Genomic DNA, 19,565 nt, shown 5'->3' on the forward strand with positions numbered 1-19,565 from the left:
TTGCTTGGGTATGGTGTGGAGTGGACGGTGCGATCTGGACGAACTCAGGCGCCCTTGAACAGCCGGGTGAACAGGCGGCGGTGCAGCACTTCGTGCTGGACCACTTCGTCAGGGGCGTGGCGCGGCGTGGCCGAGATCCACCAGACGGAGGTGGTGGAGCCCGGGCGCATGCAGGCGCGCCAGTCCATGCGCGGCAGGCGCGCGGCGTTGCCCTGCGAGGCGCCCATGTCAAGGTCCGCCAGCAGGCTGTGGATGGAGGTACTGCCCGGCGTGCGGCCGTCCTGCTGGAACGGCCATTGCAGGGTGGCCAGCCGCTCATCGAGCTGCTGGGCTGACAGGGGCAGGCGCCGCGCGTCGATGAGCGCATCACGGGCGCCGCTCAGAAAGCGTTCGATGTCCTGGTCCGACGCCGGCATGCCGGAGCTGCCGTCCACCGTGGCCATGATGGCCAGCGGAAAGAGCCGGCCGATGCGGTCGGAGCTGGGCCCGATCACGCCCACCATGGGCTGGCCCAGGATGGAGGCGGGGCACAGGAAGAACCACAGCGGCGAGTGCACGAAGCGCGTGGACCAGTTGTCGGCCGCATCGCTGCGCAGCTGGTCCATGCCGTTGCGCAGCCATTCGTCCCAGCGCATGGTCAGTGCGTGGGGCATGCGCCGGCCGACGAAATCGCCCTGGCTTGGCAGCTTGCCCCACCAGGCGGCGCAGGGTCGCTGGAGGGTCATGGCGTTCACAGCCGGTCCGGACATTCGAATTCCTCCATGGCCTTGAGCCGGAATGGGTTGAGGACGCTGCTGGTGGTGACTTCCATGCGCAGCTTGCGTCCGTCGATGGTGAAGATGGCTGTGAAACGCTCGGGCGAGTTGCCCGGCAGGATCTGGGCACGGTCGAACAGGCGGTGCAGCGCCCAGGGGCCTTCGGTCACGATGCCGGTGTTCTGGGCGCCGGCGGCCGTGATCTGCAGCCGGGCCTGGCCGGTGCCGCGCGTGCCCGGCCAGGAGACGGCCTTGGGGATTTGCGGGCCGTGCTGGTAGCGCACGATTTCGCCGTCCACGTCCAGCACCATCTGGGAGATGGAGGCGTCCATGTCCAGCGGCTTGATCTCCAACCGGATGCCGGGCGTGTTGCCGCCTGCGCGGAAGAACACGTCGCGGATGGAGGCCGCGCGCTGGAAGGCGGCCAGCGAGGCAGAGCCCCCCACCGGCGTGCCGTCCACACCCTGCTTGAAGGTCCAGGGCACGGTGGAGATGTCCACCATGGTCTGCAGCTGGGTACGGAAGAACTCGTCCATGGTGCCGCCGGTGGCGAACAGGCGGGCGAAGTCGTCCGTGGTCACGTCGCGCGTGGCGCTGCGCGTGAAGGGGTAGCGGCCCAGGATGGCCCGGCGGCAGAAGTCGCCGATGGTGGCGTTGAGGTTGCCGCCCAGCGTGCTGCGCACGCTGCTTCCCACGAAGGACGAGGTGGACGTGGCCAGGGCTTCGTACATGCTGTTGAGTGGAGGCGGCACGCGCTTGGCTTCCGAGCGCACCTTCTCCAGCGTGCCGCTCAGCGAGGGCGGCACGCCGCCGCCCTGGATCACCTGCTGGCGCGCCGAGGCGATGACGGCCGCCGCCTCGTTGAGCACCTGCAGGCTGGCGGTGATGGGCGCCGGGCCCGAGCCGTTGCTGGTGGCAAGGCGCCGGTATTCGCGGAAGCGGAAGTCCACGATGTCGGCCTCCAGCGTGCCGGTGGCCAGCATGCCGCCCACGTTCAGCGGCTTGCCGGTCAGGCGGCTGAGCTGGTGCTGTTCCTCGCGGATGCGCTGCAGTTTCTCGCCCAGCCAGCTGCTGGTGCTGCCGGAGCTGCCGCCTTCCTGCTGGTCCGGGCGGCGGGCCAGCGTGGTCTCGCGGGCCACGGCGCGGATGAACTGCTCCAGGCTGGAGTTGGCGGACGAGTACAGGCGGGCCTGCTCGCCGGCCTGCTCCAGCGATGCCGTGCGTATGGGGCGGATGTCGGCCAGGAAGGTTTCCCACAGGCGCGCGTACTCCATCAGGTACAGGCGCTTGACCTCGTTGGCCAGCTGGCCCGTGAGCACTTCCTGGGCCACGCTGCGCCGGCCTTCGGCTTGGCCCAGCACCCAGGTTTCCTCCTTGGCCAGCAAGGTGGTGACCTTGGGCAGCTCGTGCAGGAAGAGGCCGTGGTAGCCGTCATAGGTGAACAGGCCACTGATGCCCTGGGTGAGCGGCTTGCCGCTGGCACGCGCAAAGACCTGGGGCGCCTCGGGACCGCTGGCACGCACCACGCTGAAGTCGGGCGGCAGCTTGTCGCCGGTGTTCAGCAGCTGCTTGAGGCGGCTGTAGGCGCGCTGGGCGGGTGACATCTGGGCCAGGCGCTGGCGCACTTCGGCGACCAGGTTGGCGTCGATGGGCTGGGCGGAAACCACCACGCGGCCGTCGATGAGTCGGTCCAGGTGTTCGGACAGCTGGTCCACCAGGCCGGCCTGCACCAGATGCTGGGGCAGGGTGTTTTCCCAATCGCTGCGCAGCCAGGCCTTGACGAAGGTAGCGTCGAAGTGGTCGGGCTCATAGAGCATGAGATAGGCCTTGAGCGTTTCGTAGCTGGCCTCGGGGCTGCCGGTGCTGACCTGGCGCAGCGAGCGCGCGACATGGCTGCTCAGGCGCGGCAGCCAGGCGTCTTCCAGCAGGCGCAGGTAGGTGGCGTGGGCGGCCGTCTGCACCTTGGGCACCTGCAGCAGGCCCCAGCGCCAGCCAAGCGGGGCCGATTCCTCGAAGCGGCTGCTCTGCGCCACGCGCGCCGCGTGGTTGAGCATGGGCACCAGGGCGACCACGTTGTCGGGATCGGTGGCCTTGGATTCCTCCACGGCCTGGCGCAGCGTGCTGGCGTTGTCGGCCACTTCGTTCAGGTAGCGCTGGTTGTTCTCGTAGCTCAGCGTCCAGGCCAGGGCCGCGCCGCCCAGGGCCAGCAGCAGCGCGCACAGGCCGGCGGCCTGCATCAGGCGCAGCTGGCGCTCTTTCTTGGCGTTGCGCCCGGTCAGGCCGGACTCGTTGAACATCACGTCCTTGAACAGTGACTCCAGGAAGTAGCTGCGGCCCTGCTGCGGCACGGCATCGGCCGGCAAGCGGCCACGCAGCGCAAAGCGGCGCGACAGGGCCGACATCACGCGGTCGAAGGGCATGCCCTCCTGCGTGCCGCTGGTGAAGTAGACGCCGCGCAGCAGCGGCTTTTCCTTGAAGCGCGAGGCGGAGAACGCCGCATCCAGCGTGTCGCGCACCACGTCCTTGAGGCCGGCAAACTGCTGGGGCAGTGCGTAGAGCAGGCTGCGGCGCGCAAGGTCGGGCTCGGTCATCAGCCGCTGGGGCAGCAGGCGGTTGATCTGGGCGACCAGTGCGTCGAACTCCTCCATGTACAGGGCGCTGGCGGCCTGCGGGTCGCTGGCGGGCGAGCGCTGGGTCTTTTCGTCATAGGGATAGGTGAAACCCCAGACCTGGGCGCGCTCCTCGCGGCTCATGGCGCCGAAGAACTCGTTGAAGCCCGCCAGCAGGTCGCTCTTGGTGACCAGCACGTAGACGGGGAAGCGGATGGTCAGCTCCTCGCACAGCTCGCTCAGGCGCAGGCCGATCAGCTGGGCCAGCTGGGCGCGCTCGGCGTCGCTGGCACTGAGCAGTTCCTGCACGCTGAGCGTGACGATCACGCCGTTGACGGGCTGGCGTCCGCGAAAGCGCTTGAGCAGCTGCATGAAGCCCTTCCAGGCTGCCTTGTCCTGCTCCGCATCGCTTTCCTGGGTGGTGTAGCGGCCGGCCGTGTCCAGCAGCACGGCCTGGTCGGTGAACCACCAGTCGCAGTTGCGCGTGCCGCCTATGCCGGGGATGGCGCGCTTGCCGAACTGGGCCGCCAGCGGGAAGTCCAGCCCCGAGTTGATCAGGGCCGTGGTCTTGCCCGAACCCGGCGAGCCGATGATCAGGTACCAGGGCAGCTGGTAGATGTAGCGCTTGTTCCAGCGGCCGAACAGGCCGCCTTCGGTCTGGCCGAAGCGGGTCTTGCTCAGCGTGTCCAGGGCTTCCTTGAAGCGCGACTCCAGCTCGGCCACTTCCTCGGAGCCTGCTGCGGGCGTGCCGTCCGCCTCGCGCGGCGAGGTCAGGCGGGCCAGGCCGGTCATGAGGTGTTCGTTCATGCGCTGTGCGCGCCACCAGCGCAGCAGCAGGCGCAGGAACCAGAGGATGAACAGGCCGGCAATGATCCACCAGCGCACGGTGGGGCTGCCCAGCGGCTGGTAGGGCTGGATGAAGACGAGCGGGCCGACGAACCAGATGAGCAGGCTCAGGGCCACCAGGCCCAGAAGCTCCAGCATGTAGCGGTTGAACAGCCATGAGGCGATGCGACGGATCATGGGATCAGTTCCTGGTCTCGGGTGCGGCAGGCAGGGCCTGCAGTTGCTGGTCACGTTGCTGGGGCGCGACCAGCAGGACGATTTCCACCCGCCGGTTCAGCGCCCGGCCTTCTGCCGTGTTGTTGGGGGCGACGGGGTCGCTGTCGGCACGGCCCTCGGCATGCAGGCGCTGGCGGTCGCGCAGCGAGCCGCCCAGCATCTGGGACACGGCCTGGGCACGTTCCTGCGACAGGTTCCAGTTGGACGGGAAGCGCGCCGTGCGTATGGGCAGGTTGTCGGTGTAGCCGTTGACGACGACCTTGCCCGGCACTTCGTCCAGCGCCGCTGCCACGCGGTGGATGACCTGCACGTAGCGGGGCTTGACGATGGTGGCGGCCGGGTCGAACAGGCCGTCGCCGCGCAGGATGACGGTGCTGCGGTCGGCCTCGTCGCGCACGCTGACCAGGCCTTCGCGGATCTCGGGCTCCAGGAACTGGCGCAGCCGCGGCTTGAGCGTGGCGACGGTGGCGGCCGCCGAGGTGCGCGGGAAGCGGATCTCGTTGATGGCGGCGAACAGGTCGTCCGAACTGTTGGACAGCCGGTAGCTGAACCACAGGTAGATGAAGAACGCCAGCAGCAAGGTGATGGCCGCGGCCACCCACAGCGGCACCATGGCCCAGGGCGGCGAGGCCAGGCGCTGCACGCCACGCCAGTGCACGGACAGCAGGCTGCTGCGGTCGCCGCGCGTGGATTCGATGAGCTGCAGCAGGCGCGCCTTCAGCGTTTCAAGCTGGGCGCGGCCGTTGTCTATCACGCGGTAGCGGCCTTCAAAGCCCAGCATCACGCAGTAGTACAGCAGCTCGATCAGGTCGATGTGCTGGTGCGGCGTCTGCACCAGGCGGGCCAGCAGCTGAAAGAACTTCTCGCCGCCCCAGGTTTCGTTATGCAGGGCGACCAGCAGGCTGTGCTTGGGCCAGACGCCGGCACTGCCCCAGGGCGTCTGGGCGGCGGTTTCGTCCAGCACCGTGCAGATGCAGTAGCGTGCACCGATGATGGTTTCCATGGGCACGCCGCTGGCGCCTGCGCGCTGCTCGAACTCGCGGATGTGCTCGAGCAGCAGTTGTTGCAGCGCGCGCGGGTCCTCGTTGGTGACCATGGCGCGGATCTGGGGGATGAGGTTCAGCAGCCGGTTGGCGGCGGCCACCAGCGGGTTGCCGCCGCTGACCACGTCGGGCAGGTTGGAGCGCAGCGGCTCCTGGCCGGCAGGCGCGGGCGCGGCGCTGGCCGCACCTTCGGCACGGCCCGTGTCGGCGTCGCCGCCCCAGGGCATTTGGTGGCTGATGTTGGAACTGTTCATGTCGGAAGATGCGTCGCGCCGTCAGCGGCGGATGGCCCAGAACTCCAGTTGCAGGTCGGGGAATTCGCCGGAGACGTGCATGGCAAGGCCGCCGGAGCTTTGCAGCTGGTTCCACAGATCGTGCGTGGTGTCCACCTCGAAATAGTTGTAGCCCGCGTGGTAGGGAATCTCGCGCGGGGCAATGGGCAGGGGCCGCAGCGTGACGCCGGGCAGGTGCAGGTTCACCAGGTCGCGTATGCGCTCCACGGGGCCCAGCTTGGTCTGGGTGGGGAAGTGGGTGCGCAGGAATTCCGGCGTGGTCTGGGCATGGGCGGCCAGCACGAAGTCGCAGGTGGTGAGCAGTTCGGTGGACGGGATCAGCGCCACGCGCACGCCGTACTGGCGGTCGTGCAGCGGGATCTGGATGGCGTTTTGCTCCAGCACCGAGGACAGGCTGCGCCGCAGCTCCAGCATCAGCGGCGGGAAGCTGCGCCGCAGGTCGTCATGGTCGTAGGCGGGCAGCACCTCGGGGCGGCGGCGCTCGTGGTCGAAGGTGGTCAGCTCTGCGGCCAGGCGCAGCAGTTCCTCGAACAGGCGCTCGGGGTGGATGCTGGCGGTGCGCACCCAGTGCTGGGCCGCGCCCGTCCAGTGGTTGATGAGCTGCAGCAGCAGGAAGTCGCCGACCTCGCCGATGCCGCCGCGCTCGGGCTGGATCATGCGCTGGGCCAGCACTTCGCCGCGCTGGCGCAGCAGGCCGTGGATTTCCTTGCAGAAGGTGTTGAGCACCGAGCTGGGCCCGTTGTTGACCACGGTGGGGATGAAGCCGGGCTCCAGCAGCACGCCGCCGCTGGCCTGGCGCTCCACCACATGGGCCACAGGCAGGCTGACCCAGCCTTCGGTCAGCTCGTGGGCGGGGCGCAGGCTCAGGCGCAGCCGGCCCAGCTGCACCTCGGCGGGCTGGGCACCCACGTCGTTGCTGTCCGCCACTTCGGTCACGTCGCTGAGATAGCGCGCAGGGCTCTGGGAGCCTTCGCCAAAGGTCACTTCGCTGCCCGAGAAGCGGCGCAGCGGCAGCGCCAGGTGGACCACCACGTCCTTGAAGTCCTTGCCGATGTCCAGCGGGGTGGGCGCCTCGTCGTCGCCCGGCAGCTGGAACGGCGTGCCGTCGGGCAGCACGCCGTGGGCCGAACGGATGCCCAGCTTGCCCATGCGCAGCAGATCGGTGTCCAGCTCCAGTTCCGAGAAGCCCCAGAAAAAGGGCTGCCCCGGCAGGCTGCGTGACTGCAGTTGCCGGAACAGGAAGCGCTCCTGCTGCTGGAAGTGCTGGGGCCGAAGGAACATGCCCTCGGCCCAGATGACTTTGCGTTGCCAGACCATGGTGGATAGATGTGCGTTTATTGGGATGCGGGTTGAATGCGGACGGTGACCTCTTCGCGGGTCAGGTGCACCTGGTAGCGCACGGGCTGCAGCTTTTCGGTGGAGCCCATGCCCCACCAGCGCCTGCGCAGCTCCACGGAGTTGGGCGCGACGGCCGAGGCGCGCCAGGTGCTGCGCTCCAGATCGCGGTAGGCGGCGAACAGGCCGAAGGCGCGCACATCGGGGTTGCCCTTGCGCTCAATCACCTGGCGCTGGCCGGGCGCGACCAGGAATTCCTCGCGCCGCACGAAGTCGCTGCCCAGCTGGCCGTCGTCCTTGTCCTGCAGGTCGAAGAAGCCGGCGCGGTCGAAGGCGGCGGAGGCGCGCAGCTCGTAGATGCGCAGCAGAACGGGCTTGGGAATGCCTTCACGGTCCGGGTTGATGTCCATGTCCGCCACCACTTCGAATATGGCGGTGGGCACGGCTGTGGGCGCCACTTCGGGCGCGCGGCTCAGGGGGTTGAGGGAGCCGCAGCCGGCCAGGCCGGTCACCACGGCCGTGCCCAGGCCCAAGGCGCCCAGCGTTTGCAGCGCCTGCCGGCGCCCCTGCGGTTCCTGTGATCTCCACATGGCTTCTCCTGTCTCGATGTCAGTCATTGGTTTCACGCGGGCAGATCCACACCGTCAGCGCGCTGAGGTTGTCCTGGTGCGGATTGCCGCTGGATACGACGCGGCCGACCATGCGCTGTATCCATTCGTCGGGGCGTTGGCTGGCGGCCAGCAACTGCTCCATTTCCGACTCGTGCATGCCTTCCCACAGGCCGTCCGAGCACAGCAGGAAGACATCGCCAGGCTCCAGGGCCACGGCGTCGGCGCGGATGCTGGGCGGCACCTGGCCCTCGGCGCCAATGGCGCCGGCCAGCACGTTGCGGTTGGGCAGGCGGCGCGGGTCGTTCTCCTCGTACAGGCCGGCGTGCAGCAGCTGCTGGACCAGGCTGTGGTCTTCGGTGCGCAGGTGCATGCGGCCCGCGCGGAACCAGTACAGGCGCGAGTCGCCCCAGTGCGCCCACAGGGCCCGGCCCTGCTCGGGATCGATGCACAGCACCACCACGGTGGCGCTCATGTGCATGCGCGAGATCGAGGTGGACTGCTGGCCGCTGACGCGGTGCTCCGCCTGGGAAATCAGGGAGGCCAGGCTGGCGGGGGCGAACAGCGGGTTCTGCCGGAAGCCATCCACCACGGCCTGCACGGTGAGCTGGGCGGCGAGCTCGCCATGCCCGTGTCCGCCAGCGCCGTCGGCCAGCGTGCAGCACAGGCCGCCGGCGCCCAGGTCCATCAGGCCCATGGCGTCTTCGTTGCTGGAACGCCTGCCGCTGTGGGAGGCGCTGGCCACCTGGATGCTGTAGCGGTGGCCTTCTCCGTCGAGGTAGGCGATCACGGCTGGCCTTTCACGGACTGCTCGGCGTTTTCGTAGGCCTCGACGAAGGTGCGGCCCGAGAAGGCCATCAGGTCGTCCTCGGCATGGCGGCGCAGCACGTCGAAGTTGTGCTTGTAGTCGTCCCACAGCGCGGCCTTGCGGCCATTGGTCAGCAGCTTGTCCAGCAGGCCGGGGTTGGTTTCTGTGCGGCGCTCCAGCTCGGTCGGATCGAACCGGGTCAGGGCCTCGGCATAGGCGGCGCGGATGCCGGCCATCAGGGCCAGCTGGTGCACATGCAGGTCCTGGAAGGCGTCCTGCATGGCAGGCAGCGGCTTCATGAAGCCCGGGAAGGTCTGGTGGACCATCTGCATGAGCACGCCCTCGGAATTGGGCAGGAACTTGAGCGGGTTGTTGGCCCCCGTGGCAATGATGGTCACGCCGGCGCGGAACTCGCGCTTGATCTCGGAGCGCGCGGCCAGCAGGTCGATGGTTCCCTGCACCGCAATGCGCAGGGCTTCTCCGAAAGTGCGCATGAATTCCGGTGTGACCTCGAAATGGGTCTTGGCCGGGTTCAGGCCTGCGCCCTCCATGAAGGCTGCGGCCAGTGCCTGCAGATCGGCGTTGGCGGCCGGCTGGGGCTGCACGGGAATATCGACAGGCGCGGCGGTGGAGGGCAGGGCGCCGATGGGGATGGCGGCGTCGCCCTGGCCGAGGATGCTGGAGGCCGAGGGGATATTGACGTCGACGCCTGTGTCAAGGGGGGCCGAGGTAGGGGCAACGGCCGCCCTGGCGACGGGCGCAACGTGGGCAAGACCGGACTTGAAGAGGTCCAGATCCAGTCTATTGGTGGGCAGCAGACCGTCCAGCGCGGCCGGCTCGGCGGGGATCTGGGGCACGGGCGCCGGGGCAGGCGCGGCAACCGGAATGTCCTGTGCCTGCGCCGGTGCCTGCGTCTGTACCTGCGTCGGTACCTGTGCCCGTGCCTCCACCTGTACAGGAAGCTGCTCCTGCACAGCAGGAATCACGGTATCGATCACAGGCGGGAGTGCAGGCTGGGCCGGTGCTGCCGCCTCCGGCGGTGGCACCGGCTCTGCGGGCTGTGCATGCGATTGCATGCGCGGCAGATTGAAGGCCTGGCCCAGTTCGGAGCCCCGGCCCGAGGCCTGCTGCAGCGGCTGCGCATCGGGGGGCAGGCCGCCCTGGTCGAACAGCGCAAGCGGGTCGAGCTTTTGGGATTGCTCGAAGCACGAAGGCAGGCCGGTATGGGAGGCATCATGCAAGGCCTCGGTGCTCAGGCCCTTGAGCGGCAGGGTGTGGACCATGCCGTCATGGCGCTGCTGTATCAGCTCGCCCGTGCCTTGCGATGGCAGGCCGGCCCAGCCTTCCTCCTGCTGCCGAGCCTGCTGGGGCGGCGGAGCAAAGGGGTCGAAATCATTGGGGATCAGCAGGGGGCGATGCTGCGGCTTGGCGGGCTGCGGCATGGCCAGTGCAGCCTGCTCGGGCGGGATGGCGCTCTCGATCGAAGGCACGGCAGGGGTCTGGATGGCATCCAGGCTCAGTGCCGTCAGGCCTTCCCAGGGATCGGCGATGCCGGGGGCGGCGGCAGGCAATACGTCTGCCAGCGGCGCTGCCTCTGCCAGCGGCGTTGCTTCCGGCAGCGGGGGCTGGACGGCGACGGGAGGCGGGACGATCTGGGGTTGCGGGGCGGCTGTGGCGGGTGGGGCCGCCGCCTGCGTTGCTTGCGCGGCCTTCGCGTTTTGCGCGTTTTGCATTGCAGCCGAAGGCGGTGCCTCGAAAGGCGTGCCCGGCGCCACGGCGGCCAGGGTGTAGGCGCCGATACGGATGCGCGCGCCCAGGGGCAGGCCCACTTCCTGGCCCGAACGCACGGGCTGCTCTGCCACCCAGATGGGATCACGCTCGCTCAGGTTCGCAACAAAGGCTCCCTCGGAATCCAGCCTGACCATGGCGTGCACGCGCGCGACGGAAGCGTCCGGGTCCGAGATGATGAGCTTGTTCTGGCCACTGCGTCCGATCGTGCCACCGGCCATGCCGAATACGGCATGCCAGTGGCGATCGACCGGAACGCCATCGTGGTCCACGACCCTGAGTTCGATTTTGTCCATGGAGTCTTAGGCTAGGCAGTTTTCAGGAAGCGTCGGGATGCCTCAGGAGGCTTTGCGCGCGGGCGCAGGGCGCTTGTTGCGCAGCGCGGCACGGGCGTTGTTGAACTCCCGGCCCCAGATGGGATGGCCCTTTTCGGCCTCGGTCAGCTGGAAGGTGGGGTCCAGGGCCAGGGCCATGTCGAAGTGCTGGCGGCAGGGCTTGCGGCGGCCTTCCACGCAGTGGCTGAAGGCGATGTACTTCAGCGCCTTGACCTGGCTGCTCATGGGCAGTTCCTGTGCGGTGGACAGGGGCGTCAGCGCCGTGATGGCGTCCTCATAGCGGCCGTCCACATACAGCTGGATGGCTTCGACCAGCTCCTGCTCCTTGATCACCACGGGGTCCACGGGCTTGACGGGCTCCGGAGGCTGGACCACGGTCGGGGCCGGCTCGGGCTCCACGGGCTTGGGCGCGGTTTCACACGCGGCCAGGCCGAAGGCAACGGCCAGGGCAAGGGTCAGGCGCTGGATGGAGTGAGGAATATTCAGGGTCATGGACATGGTCAGCGGGCATCAAAGTCATGGGAAAGGGTCACCGACTGGCCGTCGGTGATGCGGATCACCTGCCGATAGCTCTCGAAGCCGGGATTGCGCAGCTCCACCGTGTGGGAGCCTGGCGCCAGCTTGAGCAGCACGACGGGAGGGGTGACGCCGGACGGCTTGCCGTTGATCAGCACGTTGGCCCAGGGGCTGACCCTCAGGCGCAGGTTGTGATCTGTCCGTGGCGTCTCAGACCGTGCGGCCAGTGCGGCGGAGCGCGCTGGAGCAAGGCCGGGTGTCAGGGCGGTGATCGAGGTGATCACGCGGCTGTTCAGTGCAAAGCCACCGGCCGTGGGTGCCGCAGGCGCCGTGCGCAGCCGCTGCGCGGAAGGGCAGCGCTGGATCCAGCGGTCCTGGGCGCGGCTGTAGGCGTCCCGCCACGGCGTACCCGTGGTTTCGTAGGCTTGCAGTGCAAAGCTCGGGTGTGCGGAGAACGCGGAGTCGAAGGCCGCCTCGCAGCGCGCCCATTCCTTGTGCGTGCAATAGGTGTAGGCCAGGTACTTGTGGGCGGAGGCCCGCTCCATGGGATCGGCCAGCCCGCCAAACAGCGCAGCCTGCAGCGCACGCTCGGCCTGGGCCAGGTCGCGCGCCTCGAACAGCGCAATGCCCTGCGCCAGCTGTGGGCGTCCTGCCGAGCCGGTTTGGGCGGGCGCTGCCTCTTCGCATGCCGCCTGGGAATGCGCCAGGCAGGGCAGGCCGAGCACTGCAGTGCACAGCATCCATCGCCAGCGGTGGTTCATCAGTCGAGCCATGGGCCGCGCTCATTCGAAAAGATGGTTCACGGTCACCGACTCGCCCTTGGTGACCGTGATGGTCTTGGTCACCGTGGAGGCCGCACCCGGGTTGCTGATGTCGATGCGGTACTCGCCCTCTGGAAGCTCCATCTGGGTCAGCGGCGGGCTGGTCCGTGCCGGGGCGCGGTTCACGGAGACATAGCCCCAGGGCACGACCCGGAACACCACCTTGCCCGTGGCCGCTGCGGGCTTGACGGGGCGGGCTTCGGTCTTGGGCGGCTCGGTGGGCAACGGCTCGGACCCGGTGGCCACCGTGACGGGGACGACGGGCGGGCTCTGCTCGGGCTGCGAGGGGGCAATCTCGGGCAACGCGGCCTGCTGCTCGGGCGCGGTCATCGGCTGCACCTGCTCCGTGGAGGCCAGCGAGGCCTCGTTGAGCAATTGCTTGAGCAGCGCCTGGGCCTCGGTGCGGTGCTGTCCTTCGGGGAAGCTGTCCAGGTAGTCCTGCAGGCGGGCCAGGCTGGACTGGCTTTGCGCCTGCTGCCAGGCCAGGCTGTCGCGTGCTGCCAGGGTCTTGGCGCGTGCCTGGTCCTGGGAATGGTCGTACCACAGCACGCCGCCGCCCGCGATGGCAGCCAGCACCAGGGCGCCGATGGCCAACGGTACGGCCATGCTGCTGCGCCTGGCCTTGGGCGCTGCCTGGGCCCCCGCAGCTGGAGGCCGGGCAGCCGGAGGCTTGCCTTGGACGGCCGGCGCTGCGGCGGGCTGCTCGGGAACGGGGGCCGGTGCTGAAGCCGTAGCCGGAGCCTGACCCGTAGCCTGAGGAGCCGGCATGCCTGGCAGTGCCTGGTCGATGTCGATGAAAGGCCCGTTGCCCAGGCCCATCGGGTCGGCGGCAGAGGCCTGGGGTGCAGATGGGGGTGCCATCTGAGGCGTGGCCATGGCAGCAGGAGCGGGGGCCGGCGATGCCGGGGCCACGGGTGGAACCGTTGCAACAGGCGGCACGGGCAGCACAGGTGCCACAGGTGCCACCGGCATGACCGTCGCCACGGGCGCAACCTGTGGGGTGGGTGCGGGAACGTAGGTTTCCGTGATCGGCAGGAACCGGGGTGCCTGCGCGGATGCCGACTCGCTGGCCATGGCGGCCTGAACGGCCGCAGGCGTCGTGATCGGGATGTAGATGGGGCTGGGCTCCACAGGCGCAGGCGCCGCCCGGTTTTCGGCAGACAGGCCCAGCAGGCTGCGCAGTTCGGCAATCGACTGGGGCCGGTCCTGCGGGCGCACGGCCAGGGCTTTTTGCATGCCCTGCAGGAAGGCGTCGGAGTAGCCGGGAACCTGCTCGGAAGTCAGCGGCTGCATGGGGTCCGTGACCATGCGCGCCACCGAGGTGGCAGGAGTGCGGCCCGTGGCGGCCTGGTGAATGAGGGCGCCGACCTGGTAGATGTCCGTCCACGCGCCCTGGGGCATGGCGCCGTCGTCCACGTACTGCTCGATGGGCGCAAAACCGGGCTTGAGCACCATGGTCAGCGCCTGGGTCATGTCGCCGATGATGCGGCGCGCGGCGCCGAAATCCAGCAGCACGGGGCTGCCATCGCGCTGCACGAAGATGTTGTCCGGCGCGATATCGCGGTGGAAGCAGTCCTGTGCATGCAGGACCTCGAGCACATCGAGCAGCGGGGCCAGCAGGGTGCTGAGCTGGGCCTGGTCGATGCGGCCCGACGATGCCTGCAGCACGCGGCCCAGCGTCTGGCCCTCGTAGTGGCGCATCACCATGTAGGCCGTGCCGCCGGCTTCGAAGAATCGGTAGACATGCACCAGGGTGGGGTGCGAGAAGCGCGCCAGCAGGCGGGCCTCGTTGATGAAGCTGCGCAGCCCGGCGTCGAACGCGCCACGGTGCTGCGAGCGCACATGCACCTGATGGGAGCTTTGCCGCCCGGCCAGGGCCGAAGGCATGTACTCCTTGATCGCGACCTCGCGGTCCAGCGAGAGGTCACGGGCCTTGTAGACGATGCCGAAACCGCCTTCGCCGATGACATCGAGCACGCGGTATTCGCCAATCTGGACACCTGCCGGAAGGCAGTTGGTCGAACATGCTGCTTCGCTATCCATGCAATCCCACCCAAGATGTTGTTTCACACCCTGGCGGGCGATGTCTGTCGCGCAGCCAGGGTGCCGAACCTGTTCGAGGCCATTGGACAAGGAGAAAGCCGGCATCACACCGGCAATCTGTCTCTGTAAACCGTTGGTTTTCCTCAATCAGCCTATTGTCTGAAGCCAGGGGCCAAAGACGAGCGTCATGGATTCGTCATGAATACAAGATCGTATTTCAATCGGACTCCGAATGCGGCGTGAGTGTAGCTTGAGTTCCGCAAAAAGCCATGACACGAATCGAATGGATATGAGGTGGATACATTTTTTTTCAGATGTATCCGCCGTAACAATTCAGTCTGCTCAATTGTTTGTATTTTGCCGGCCTTATCCACTATCATCGCGGCTCCAACAAAGGAGGGCGGTTCACGACAGTGAGGATTGCAGGCGATTGTCAATACATTCCTTGACCATCCAGGGTATGCGCCGCACTGATCTGAATCACGTGTTAAGTGAATCGGTTTCGTGCGCTCTACCCGAGAGTGGTTTCCCCTTTGTTCGCGTGTGAACTATCCGATGCAATCAGGCTATTGGGTTGCATGCGAACGTTTAATCCATTAGTTCGAGAGGTGTGCAATGTCCGTTGATATGTTCATGAAGGTCGAGGGCGCCAGTGGCGAGTCCCAGGATTCCAACCACAAGGGCTGGACCGACATCGACTCCTTCACCTGGGGTGCTACCCAGCCCAACACCATGTCCAGCGGCGGTGGTGCCGGCGCCGGCAAGGTGAGCTTCCATGACCTGAACGTCATCGCCAAGGTGGACAAGTGCTACCCCGCCGTGCTCAAGCACTGCGCCACGGGCAAGCACCTGGGCCAGGTCGACATCTCGCTGTGCAAGGCCGGCGGCTCGCAGATCGAGTTCACCAAGATCACCCTGACCGACGTCATGGTGACGAACGTGACCGTCAGCGGCGCCAACTCCTCTGACACCGTGACCGTGAACTACTCGTTCCAGGCTGCCAAGGTCAAGACTCAGTACTGGGAACAGACCAATCAGGGCGGCAAGGGCGCCGAGAGCCAGATGGGCTTCAACATCAAGGAAAACCGCGAAGCCTGAGCTTCCTCCCGCAGCTGTGCTGCTGCGGCAACCCGCGTCGGACTCGTCTGGCGCGGGTGTTGCCGTGGACGTGCGGGAATATGGCCTCCATCTATCGATGGAGGCTTTTCAGTATGGAAAGCCGAAATCGGGCTGTTGGGGGAATATCGGAGAGACGTGCCTTGAGGCCGCGTGGGTAACCGCGTGCCTGGCTGGTTTTTGTGTCATTTTTTTGACCTGGGCCAGCTTTCCATTCCTGTCAAAAGCTGAATGTCGTTGGGCTTGTCAATCTTTGACAAACACGAAAACCCATGGCCGCGGGCATGGGGAATCGACTTGCTCGCTGCACTATCAATGTGCAGAAAATTTCTGATAAAAATGGATTGCCGTGGATATGCGCAGGATTACCGCGCGTGGGTTCCTGTGTCTATTGATCAGGCACATTGAATGCCTGGTGCCGGGGCCTGCGAACCGTTGTGGTGCGTTTGGCCCGTACTGCGGCGAGTGGCGGAGCATACACGAACATCGGACGTTGTCGAGAATATTTTTGCCGGTCCAATTATTAAAACGCAATTCGTTTCTTTAATAAATTCCACTGCCAACTTGTGTACAAGAAAGAGTACTAAATGCGTGAATGGACCATTGCCCATTGCCGGCGTGCAAACCCGTCAGAGAGATTGCAGCAGCAATCGGCGTATACCCTGTCACCGTCCGCAAATCTGCCCGGTGCCGCAGGCATGGCTTCGCTCTTTTCCTCCGCCTTGAGCTGTGTCCTGGCTGGCCCTGGCTGTCGCCAACGGCAGGGGCGGTGTTCTCCAACCGGCATGGCAGTCGCATGAGCATCGCGGTTGCCTCCCCGCCCGTGTGCGAGACGCGCCAGGGGCCTGCAAGCAGCGCGCACTCGCTGGCCGCGCAGATCTACGCTTGCCTGAAGAACGACATCTTCGACTTCCGCCTGCTGCCCGGCGACCGCTTCAGCGAGGGCGAAATCGCCACGCGCATGCAGGTCAGCCGCACGCCTGTGCGCCAGGCGCTGTTCTGGTTGCAGCGCGATGGCTATGTCGATGTGCATTTCAAGAGCGGGTGGCAGATCAAGGCCTTCGACTTCAAGTACTTCGAGGATCTCTATGAGGTGCGAACCCTGATGGAGACCAGCGCCGTGGCCAGCCTGGTGGGCGAATCGCTGAAGTCATTGCAGCCGTTGCGCGAGGTCTGGTGCGTGCCCGAGGAGCAGCGCGAGACCGACCCCGCCGTGGTGGCCTCGCTGGACGAGGCCTTCCATACCGGCCTGGTGGCTGCAACCGGCAACCAGGAGATGGCGCGCATCCACCTGGACATCACCGAGCGCATCCGCATCATCCGGCGCCTGGATGTCATCAAGCTGCCGCGGGTCTCGGCTACCTATGACGACCATGCCGCCATCCTCGCGGCCATCGAGGCTGGCGATGCAGCGCGGGCCCAGTCCTGCCTGAGGGAGCACATCGCCGACAGCCGGGCCGAGGTCAAGCGCATCACGTTCTACATGCTGCAAACGGCGCGCGAGCGCTATGGCGCCCTGACGCAGATGGCCTGAGGGCCGCAATGTGTTGCTGGAGGGCCTCTTCGGAGGCCCTTTTTCATGGCTGGGCCGCTGCGGGAAGGCGGCGGACATCCGTTCCGGCGCAGCAAAGCCTGCAAGTCGTGGGCAAGGGGCCTGCTTTTCCCCGCATCGCTGCGGCGGCGTCCCGGTAGTCTTCCTGCCAAACCGTGGACGGGCCTCGCGCCCGCGCCATCTGCCAACTCACAGGGAAGAGAACATGAGCATCAGAACCGACAACCTGAACGTGCAAAGCCTGCTGGCCCGCGCCCAATCCAAGCTCAACAGCAGCACGACGCAGGCGGCTTCGGATTCGGCCGGCAAGAAGAGCGCTGCGGAGACCAGCGCCACCAAGACGGACAGCACCAAGACGGAGACCACCGAAGCGGAGAAGGTCCGCAAGCTGGCACCGTCGCTGACCAAGGCGCACGAGCGCATTGCGGCCCAGGCCCAGGCGGGATCGACCTCGCTGTCGGCGTTGGGGCAGTTCAAGTCATCCCTGGTGGACCTGGCCTCGGCGGGCAAGGATGTGGCCGCGCTCTCGGCCACCAGCACCACCCAGTCGGTGCAAGGCGCGCTGGAAAAGCTGGTGGCGCGCTATAACTCCAGCGTTGCCAAGGGCAGCGTGAGCGCGGCGGCCGGCTCTTCCACCGATGTGGGTGCCACCCGCGCCCTGCGCGAGCTGCGCTCGGCCATCATGAGTGTCACGGGCAGCGCGACCGCGCCCAGCCTGGGCAAGCTCGGCATCGTCCAGCGCCAGGACGGCACGCTGGCGGTGGATGCCAAGGCCCTGGAAAAGTCCATGGCCGCCGATGCCGCCGGCGTGACCTCTGCCCTGGCCGGCATTGGCAAAGCGGTGGAGAGCAGCGCCAACTCTGCGCTGTCCACGGGCAGCCGCCTCAGCTCGTCCATGGCCAGTCTGGGTGACCGGGTCAAGACGCTGCAGCAGCAGCAAAGTGCGGTGGTTGCCACGGCCGAGAAGCTGGGCGACTCCCTGGTCGGTTCGGCCAACTGGAACCGCATGGTGCTGGACGCCTACCTCAAGAACTGATTTCAGCACCATCCCCGCACTGCATCCTGCTCCCGGAAAACATGAAAAACCTGCGCATCGGCCTCCGTCTCGGAGGCGGCTTCACCATTCTTTTGCTGATCATGCTGTTGATCAGTGTCACCAGCATCGTCAGCATGGGGCACATGGCCCGCTCGACCACGGAAATCACCGAGGTGGCCCTGGCCAAGGAGCGGATGATCAGCGACTGGTTCCGCAACATCCACTCGGGCTCGCGCCGGACCACGGCCATCGCCAAGAGCAGCGATCCTTCGCTGGCCACGTTCTTTGCCGAAGACGCGGCCGAGTCCTCGCGCCAGTCGGGCAAGCTGCAGGACCGCATCGAGCCGCTGCTGCAGACGCAGGAAGAAAAGGACATCTGGGTCGAGATCAAGAAGGCGCGCGCCGGCTATCTGGCGGGTCGCGACGTGGTGACCAAGGCCAAGGCCGAAGGCCGTGCAGAAGATGCCGAGCGCCTGTTCACCCAGGAGTACCAGCCCGCCACGCAGCGCTATATAGAGATCGTGCAGCGCTTGCTGGACATGCAGCGCGCCGCCATAGACAGCTCCGCCGCGGAAGTGCAGGTGCGCTTTTCTGCCAGCCGCGCCACCATCATCGCCGTGGTGTCCCTGGCCGTGGTGCTGGGCGCGCTGGCCGCATGGTGGATCACGCGCGGCATCACCGGGCCGCTGGCCGAAGCCCTGCGCGTGGCGCGCACCGTGGCCAACAACGACCTGACCAGCCGCATCACCGTTGATTCGCGCGACGAAACCGGCCAGTTGCTGCAGGCGCTGCGCCAGATGAACGACAACCTGGCCCAGGTCGTGGGGCAGGTGCGCTCGGGTGCGGACAGCATTGCCACGGCTTCGGGCGAGATCGATGCGGGCAACCAGGACCTGTCCTCGCGCACCGAGCAGCAGGCCAGCTCGCTGGAGCAGACGGCTGCCGCCATGGAGGAGCTGACCAGCACGGTCAAGCAGAACGCCGAGAACGCACGCCAGGCCAATCAGCTGGCCGCTTCGGCATCGCAGACTGCGGTGCAGGGCGGCAAGGTGGTGGCGGGCGTGGTGGACACCATGGGCGGCATCAGCGAGTCCAGCCGCAAGATTGCCGACATCATCGGCGTCATCGACTCCATTGCCTTCCAGACCAACATCCTGGCGCTGAACGCTGCCGTGGAAGCGGCACGTGCCGGTGAGCAGGGCCGTGGCTTTGCCGTGGTGGCGGGCGAGGTGCGTGCGCTGGCCCAGCGCAGCGCCTCGGCGGCCAAGGACATCAAGGACCTGATTGCAGACTCCGTGTCCAAGGTGGACGCGGGCACGCGCCAGGTGGCCGAGGCCGGTCGCACCATGGACGGCATCGTGCAAAGCGTGCAGCAGGTCAGCGACCTGGTGGCCGAGATCACGGCCGCCAGCCAGGAGCAAAGCAGCGGCATCAACCAGGTGCACCAGGCGATTTCGCAGATGGACACGGTGACCCAGCAGAATGCCGCGCTGGTCGAGGAAGCAGCAGCTGCGACCGGCTCGCTCAAATCCCAGGTGAATCAGCTGGCGGCCGCCGTGAGCGTGTTCCGCATCGATGGCGTGGCGCCGGCCCGTGCAGGGACGGGAGCAGCTTCGTCTTCAGTACCTGCCGCGCGCGCGCCTTCTGCGGCAACGCCCATGCGTCCTGCGGCCCGACCGCTGGCCGCGTCCGCCCCTGCTGCTGGCACTGCACCCGCTGCTGCCGCACGCAGCGCATCTGCTGCCCCAGCGCCCGCCGCAAAGCTGCCTGCCGCCAGGCAGACCGTGGCGGCCAAGGGCAATGACGACGGGGACTGGACTTCGTTCTGAGTCCGTCCGGCTCCGG

The 19,565-nt window shown here is 67.1% G+C and carries 14 protein-coding genes; 4 read left to right on the forward strand and 10 right to left on the reverse strand.

Translation table 11 applies throughout. The features are described from left to right. Positions 1-44 precede the first annotated feature (44 nt). From tagF to ACM14_RS18795, 10 genes are read right to left on the reverse strand one after another with little or no spacing between them, the layout of a single operon-like run. Positions 45-749 (reverse strand): type VI secretion system-associated protein TagF, encoded by a 705-nt coding sequence (gene tagF / locus ACM14_RS18750; RefSeq protein ID WP_065346969.1) that lies wholly within the window; start codon positions 747-749, stop codon positions 45-47. Next, the gene (gene tssM, locus ACM14_RS18755) at positions 731-4,387 is read right to left on the reverse strand and encodes a type VI secretion system membrane subunit TssM (RefSeq protein WP_065346970.1); all 3,657 of its coding nucleotides are present in this window, start codon (positions 4,385-4,387) and stop codon (positions 731-733) included. The genes tagF and tssM overlap by 19 nt, the downstream gene beginning before the upstream one ends. 4 nt (positions 4,388-4,391) lie before the next feature. Continuing rightward, positions 4,392-5,723 carry a DotU family type VI secretion system protein gene (locus ACM14_RS18760; RefSeq protein ID WP_065346971.1) on the reverse strand — a complete coding sequence of 444 codons (1,332 nt, stop codon included), beginning with the start codon at positions 5,721-5,723 and terminating at the stop codon, positions 4,392-4,394. 21 nt (positions 5,724-5,744) lie between these two features. Further along, complete coding sequence (gene tssK / locus ACM14_RS18765; RefSeq protein ID WP_012205669.1) at positions 5,745-7,079, reverse strand: type VI secretion system baseplate subunit TssK; 1,335 nt, start codon at positions 7,077-7,079, stop codon at positions 5,745-5,747. A 17-nt stretch (positions 7,080-7,096) separates the two neighbouring features. Beyond that, complete coding sequence (gene tssJ / locus ACM14_RS18770) at positions 7,097-7,687, reverse strand: type VI secretion system lipoprotein TssJ (RefSeq protein WP_065346972.1); 591 nt, start codon at positions 7,685-7,687, stop codon at positions 7,097-7,099. A 19-nt stretch (positions 7,688-7,706) separates the two neighbouring features. Further along, complete coding sequence (locus ACM14_RS18775; RefSeq protein WP_065346973.1) at positions 7,707-8,495, reverse strand: PP2C family serine/threonine-protein phosphatase; 789 nt, start codon at positions 8,493-8,495, stop codon at positions 7,707-7,709. Continuing rightward, positions 8,492-10,597 carry a type VI secretion system-associated FHA domain protein TagH gene (gene tagH, locus ACM14_RS18780; protein WP_065346974.1) on the reverse strand — a complete coding sequence of 702 codons (2,106 nt, stop codon included), beginning with the start codon at positions 10,595-10,597 and terminating at the stop codon, positions 8,492-8,494. Before tagH ends, ACM14_RS18775 begins: the two co-directional genes overlap by 4 nt. A 42-nt stretch (positions 10,598-10,639) precedes the next feature. After that, complete coding sequence (locus ACM14_RS18785) at positions 10,640-11,128, reverse strand: TssQ family T6SS-associated lipoprotein (protein WP_224986306.1); 489 nt, start codon at positions 11,126-11,128, stop codon at positions 10,640-10,642. 8 nt (positions 11,129-11,136) lie between these two features. Beyond that, complete coding sequence (locus tag ACM14_RS18790; protein ID WP_065346975.1) at positions 11,137-11,925, reverse strand: PEGA domain-containing protein; 789 nt, start codon at positions 11,923-11,925, stop codon at positions 11,137-11,139. A 9-nt stretch (positions 11,926-11,934) separates the two neighbouring features. After that, on the reverse strand, positions 11,935-14,016 hold the full coding sequence (locus ACM14_RS18795; protein ID WP_065346976.1) for a serine/threonine-protein kinase: 2,082 nt from the start codon (positions 14,014-14,016) through the stop codon (positions 11,935-11,937). 615 nt (positions 14,017-14,631) lie between these two features. Here ACM14_RS18795 and ACM14_RS18800 point away from each other — a divergent pair. The 4 genes from ACM14_RS18800 (at position 14,632) to ACM14_RS18815 (ending at position 19,549) form a co-directional block, all read left to right on the forward strand. Then, positions 14,632-15,114 carry a type VI secretion system tube protein Hcp gene (locus ACM14_RS18800; protein ID WP_013802370.1) on the forward strand — a complete coding sequence of 161 codons (483 nt, stop codon included), beginning with the start codon at positions 14,632-14,634 and terminating at the stop codon, positions 15,112-15,114. A gap of 814 nt (positions 15,115-15,928) precedes the next feature. Next, the gene (locus ACM14_RS18805) at positions 15,929-16,666 is read left to right on the forward strand and encodes a GntR family transcriptional regulator (protein WP_013802371.1); all 738 of its coding nucleotides are present in this window, start codon (positions 15,929-15,931) and stop codon (positions 16,664-16,666) included. Between the two features lie 223 nt (positions 16,667-16,889). Continuing rightward, the gene (fliD, locus tag ACM14_RS18810) at positions 16,890-17,720 is read left to right on the forward strand and encodes a flagellar filament capping protein FliD (RefSeq protein ID WP_013802372.1); all 831 of its coding nucleotides are present in this window, start codon (positions 16,890-16,892) and stop codon (positions 17,718-17,720) included. 41 nt (positions 17,721-17,761) lie between these two features. Then, on the forward strand, positions 17,762-19,549 hold the full coding sequence (locus tag ACM14_RS18815; RefSeq protein WP_065346977.1) for a methyl-accepting chemotaxis protein: 1,788 nt from the start codon (positions 17,762-17,764) through the stop codon (positions 19,547-19,549). Positions 19,550-19,565 lie beyond the last annotated feature (16 nt).

It is taken from the genome of Delftia sp. JD2, from assembly GCF_001682645.1.
Lineage (GTDB): Bacteria > Pseudomonadota > Gammaproteobacteria > Burkholderiales > Burkholderiaceae_C > Comamonas > Comamonas acidovorans.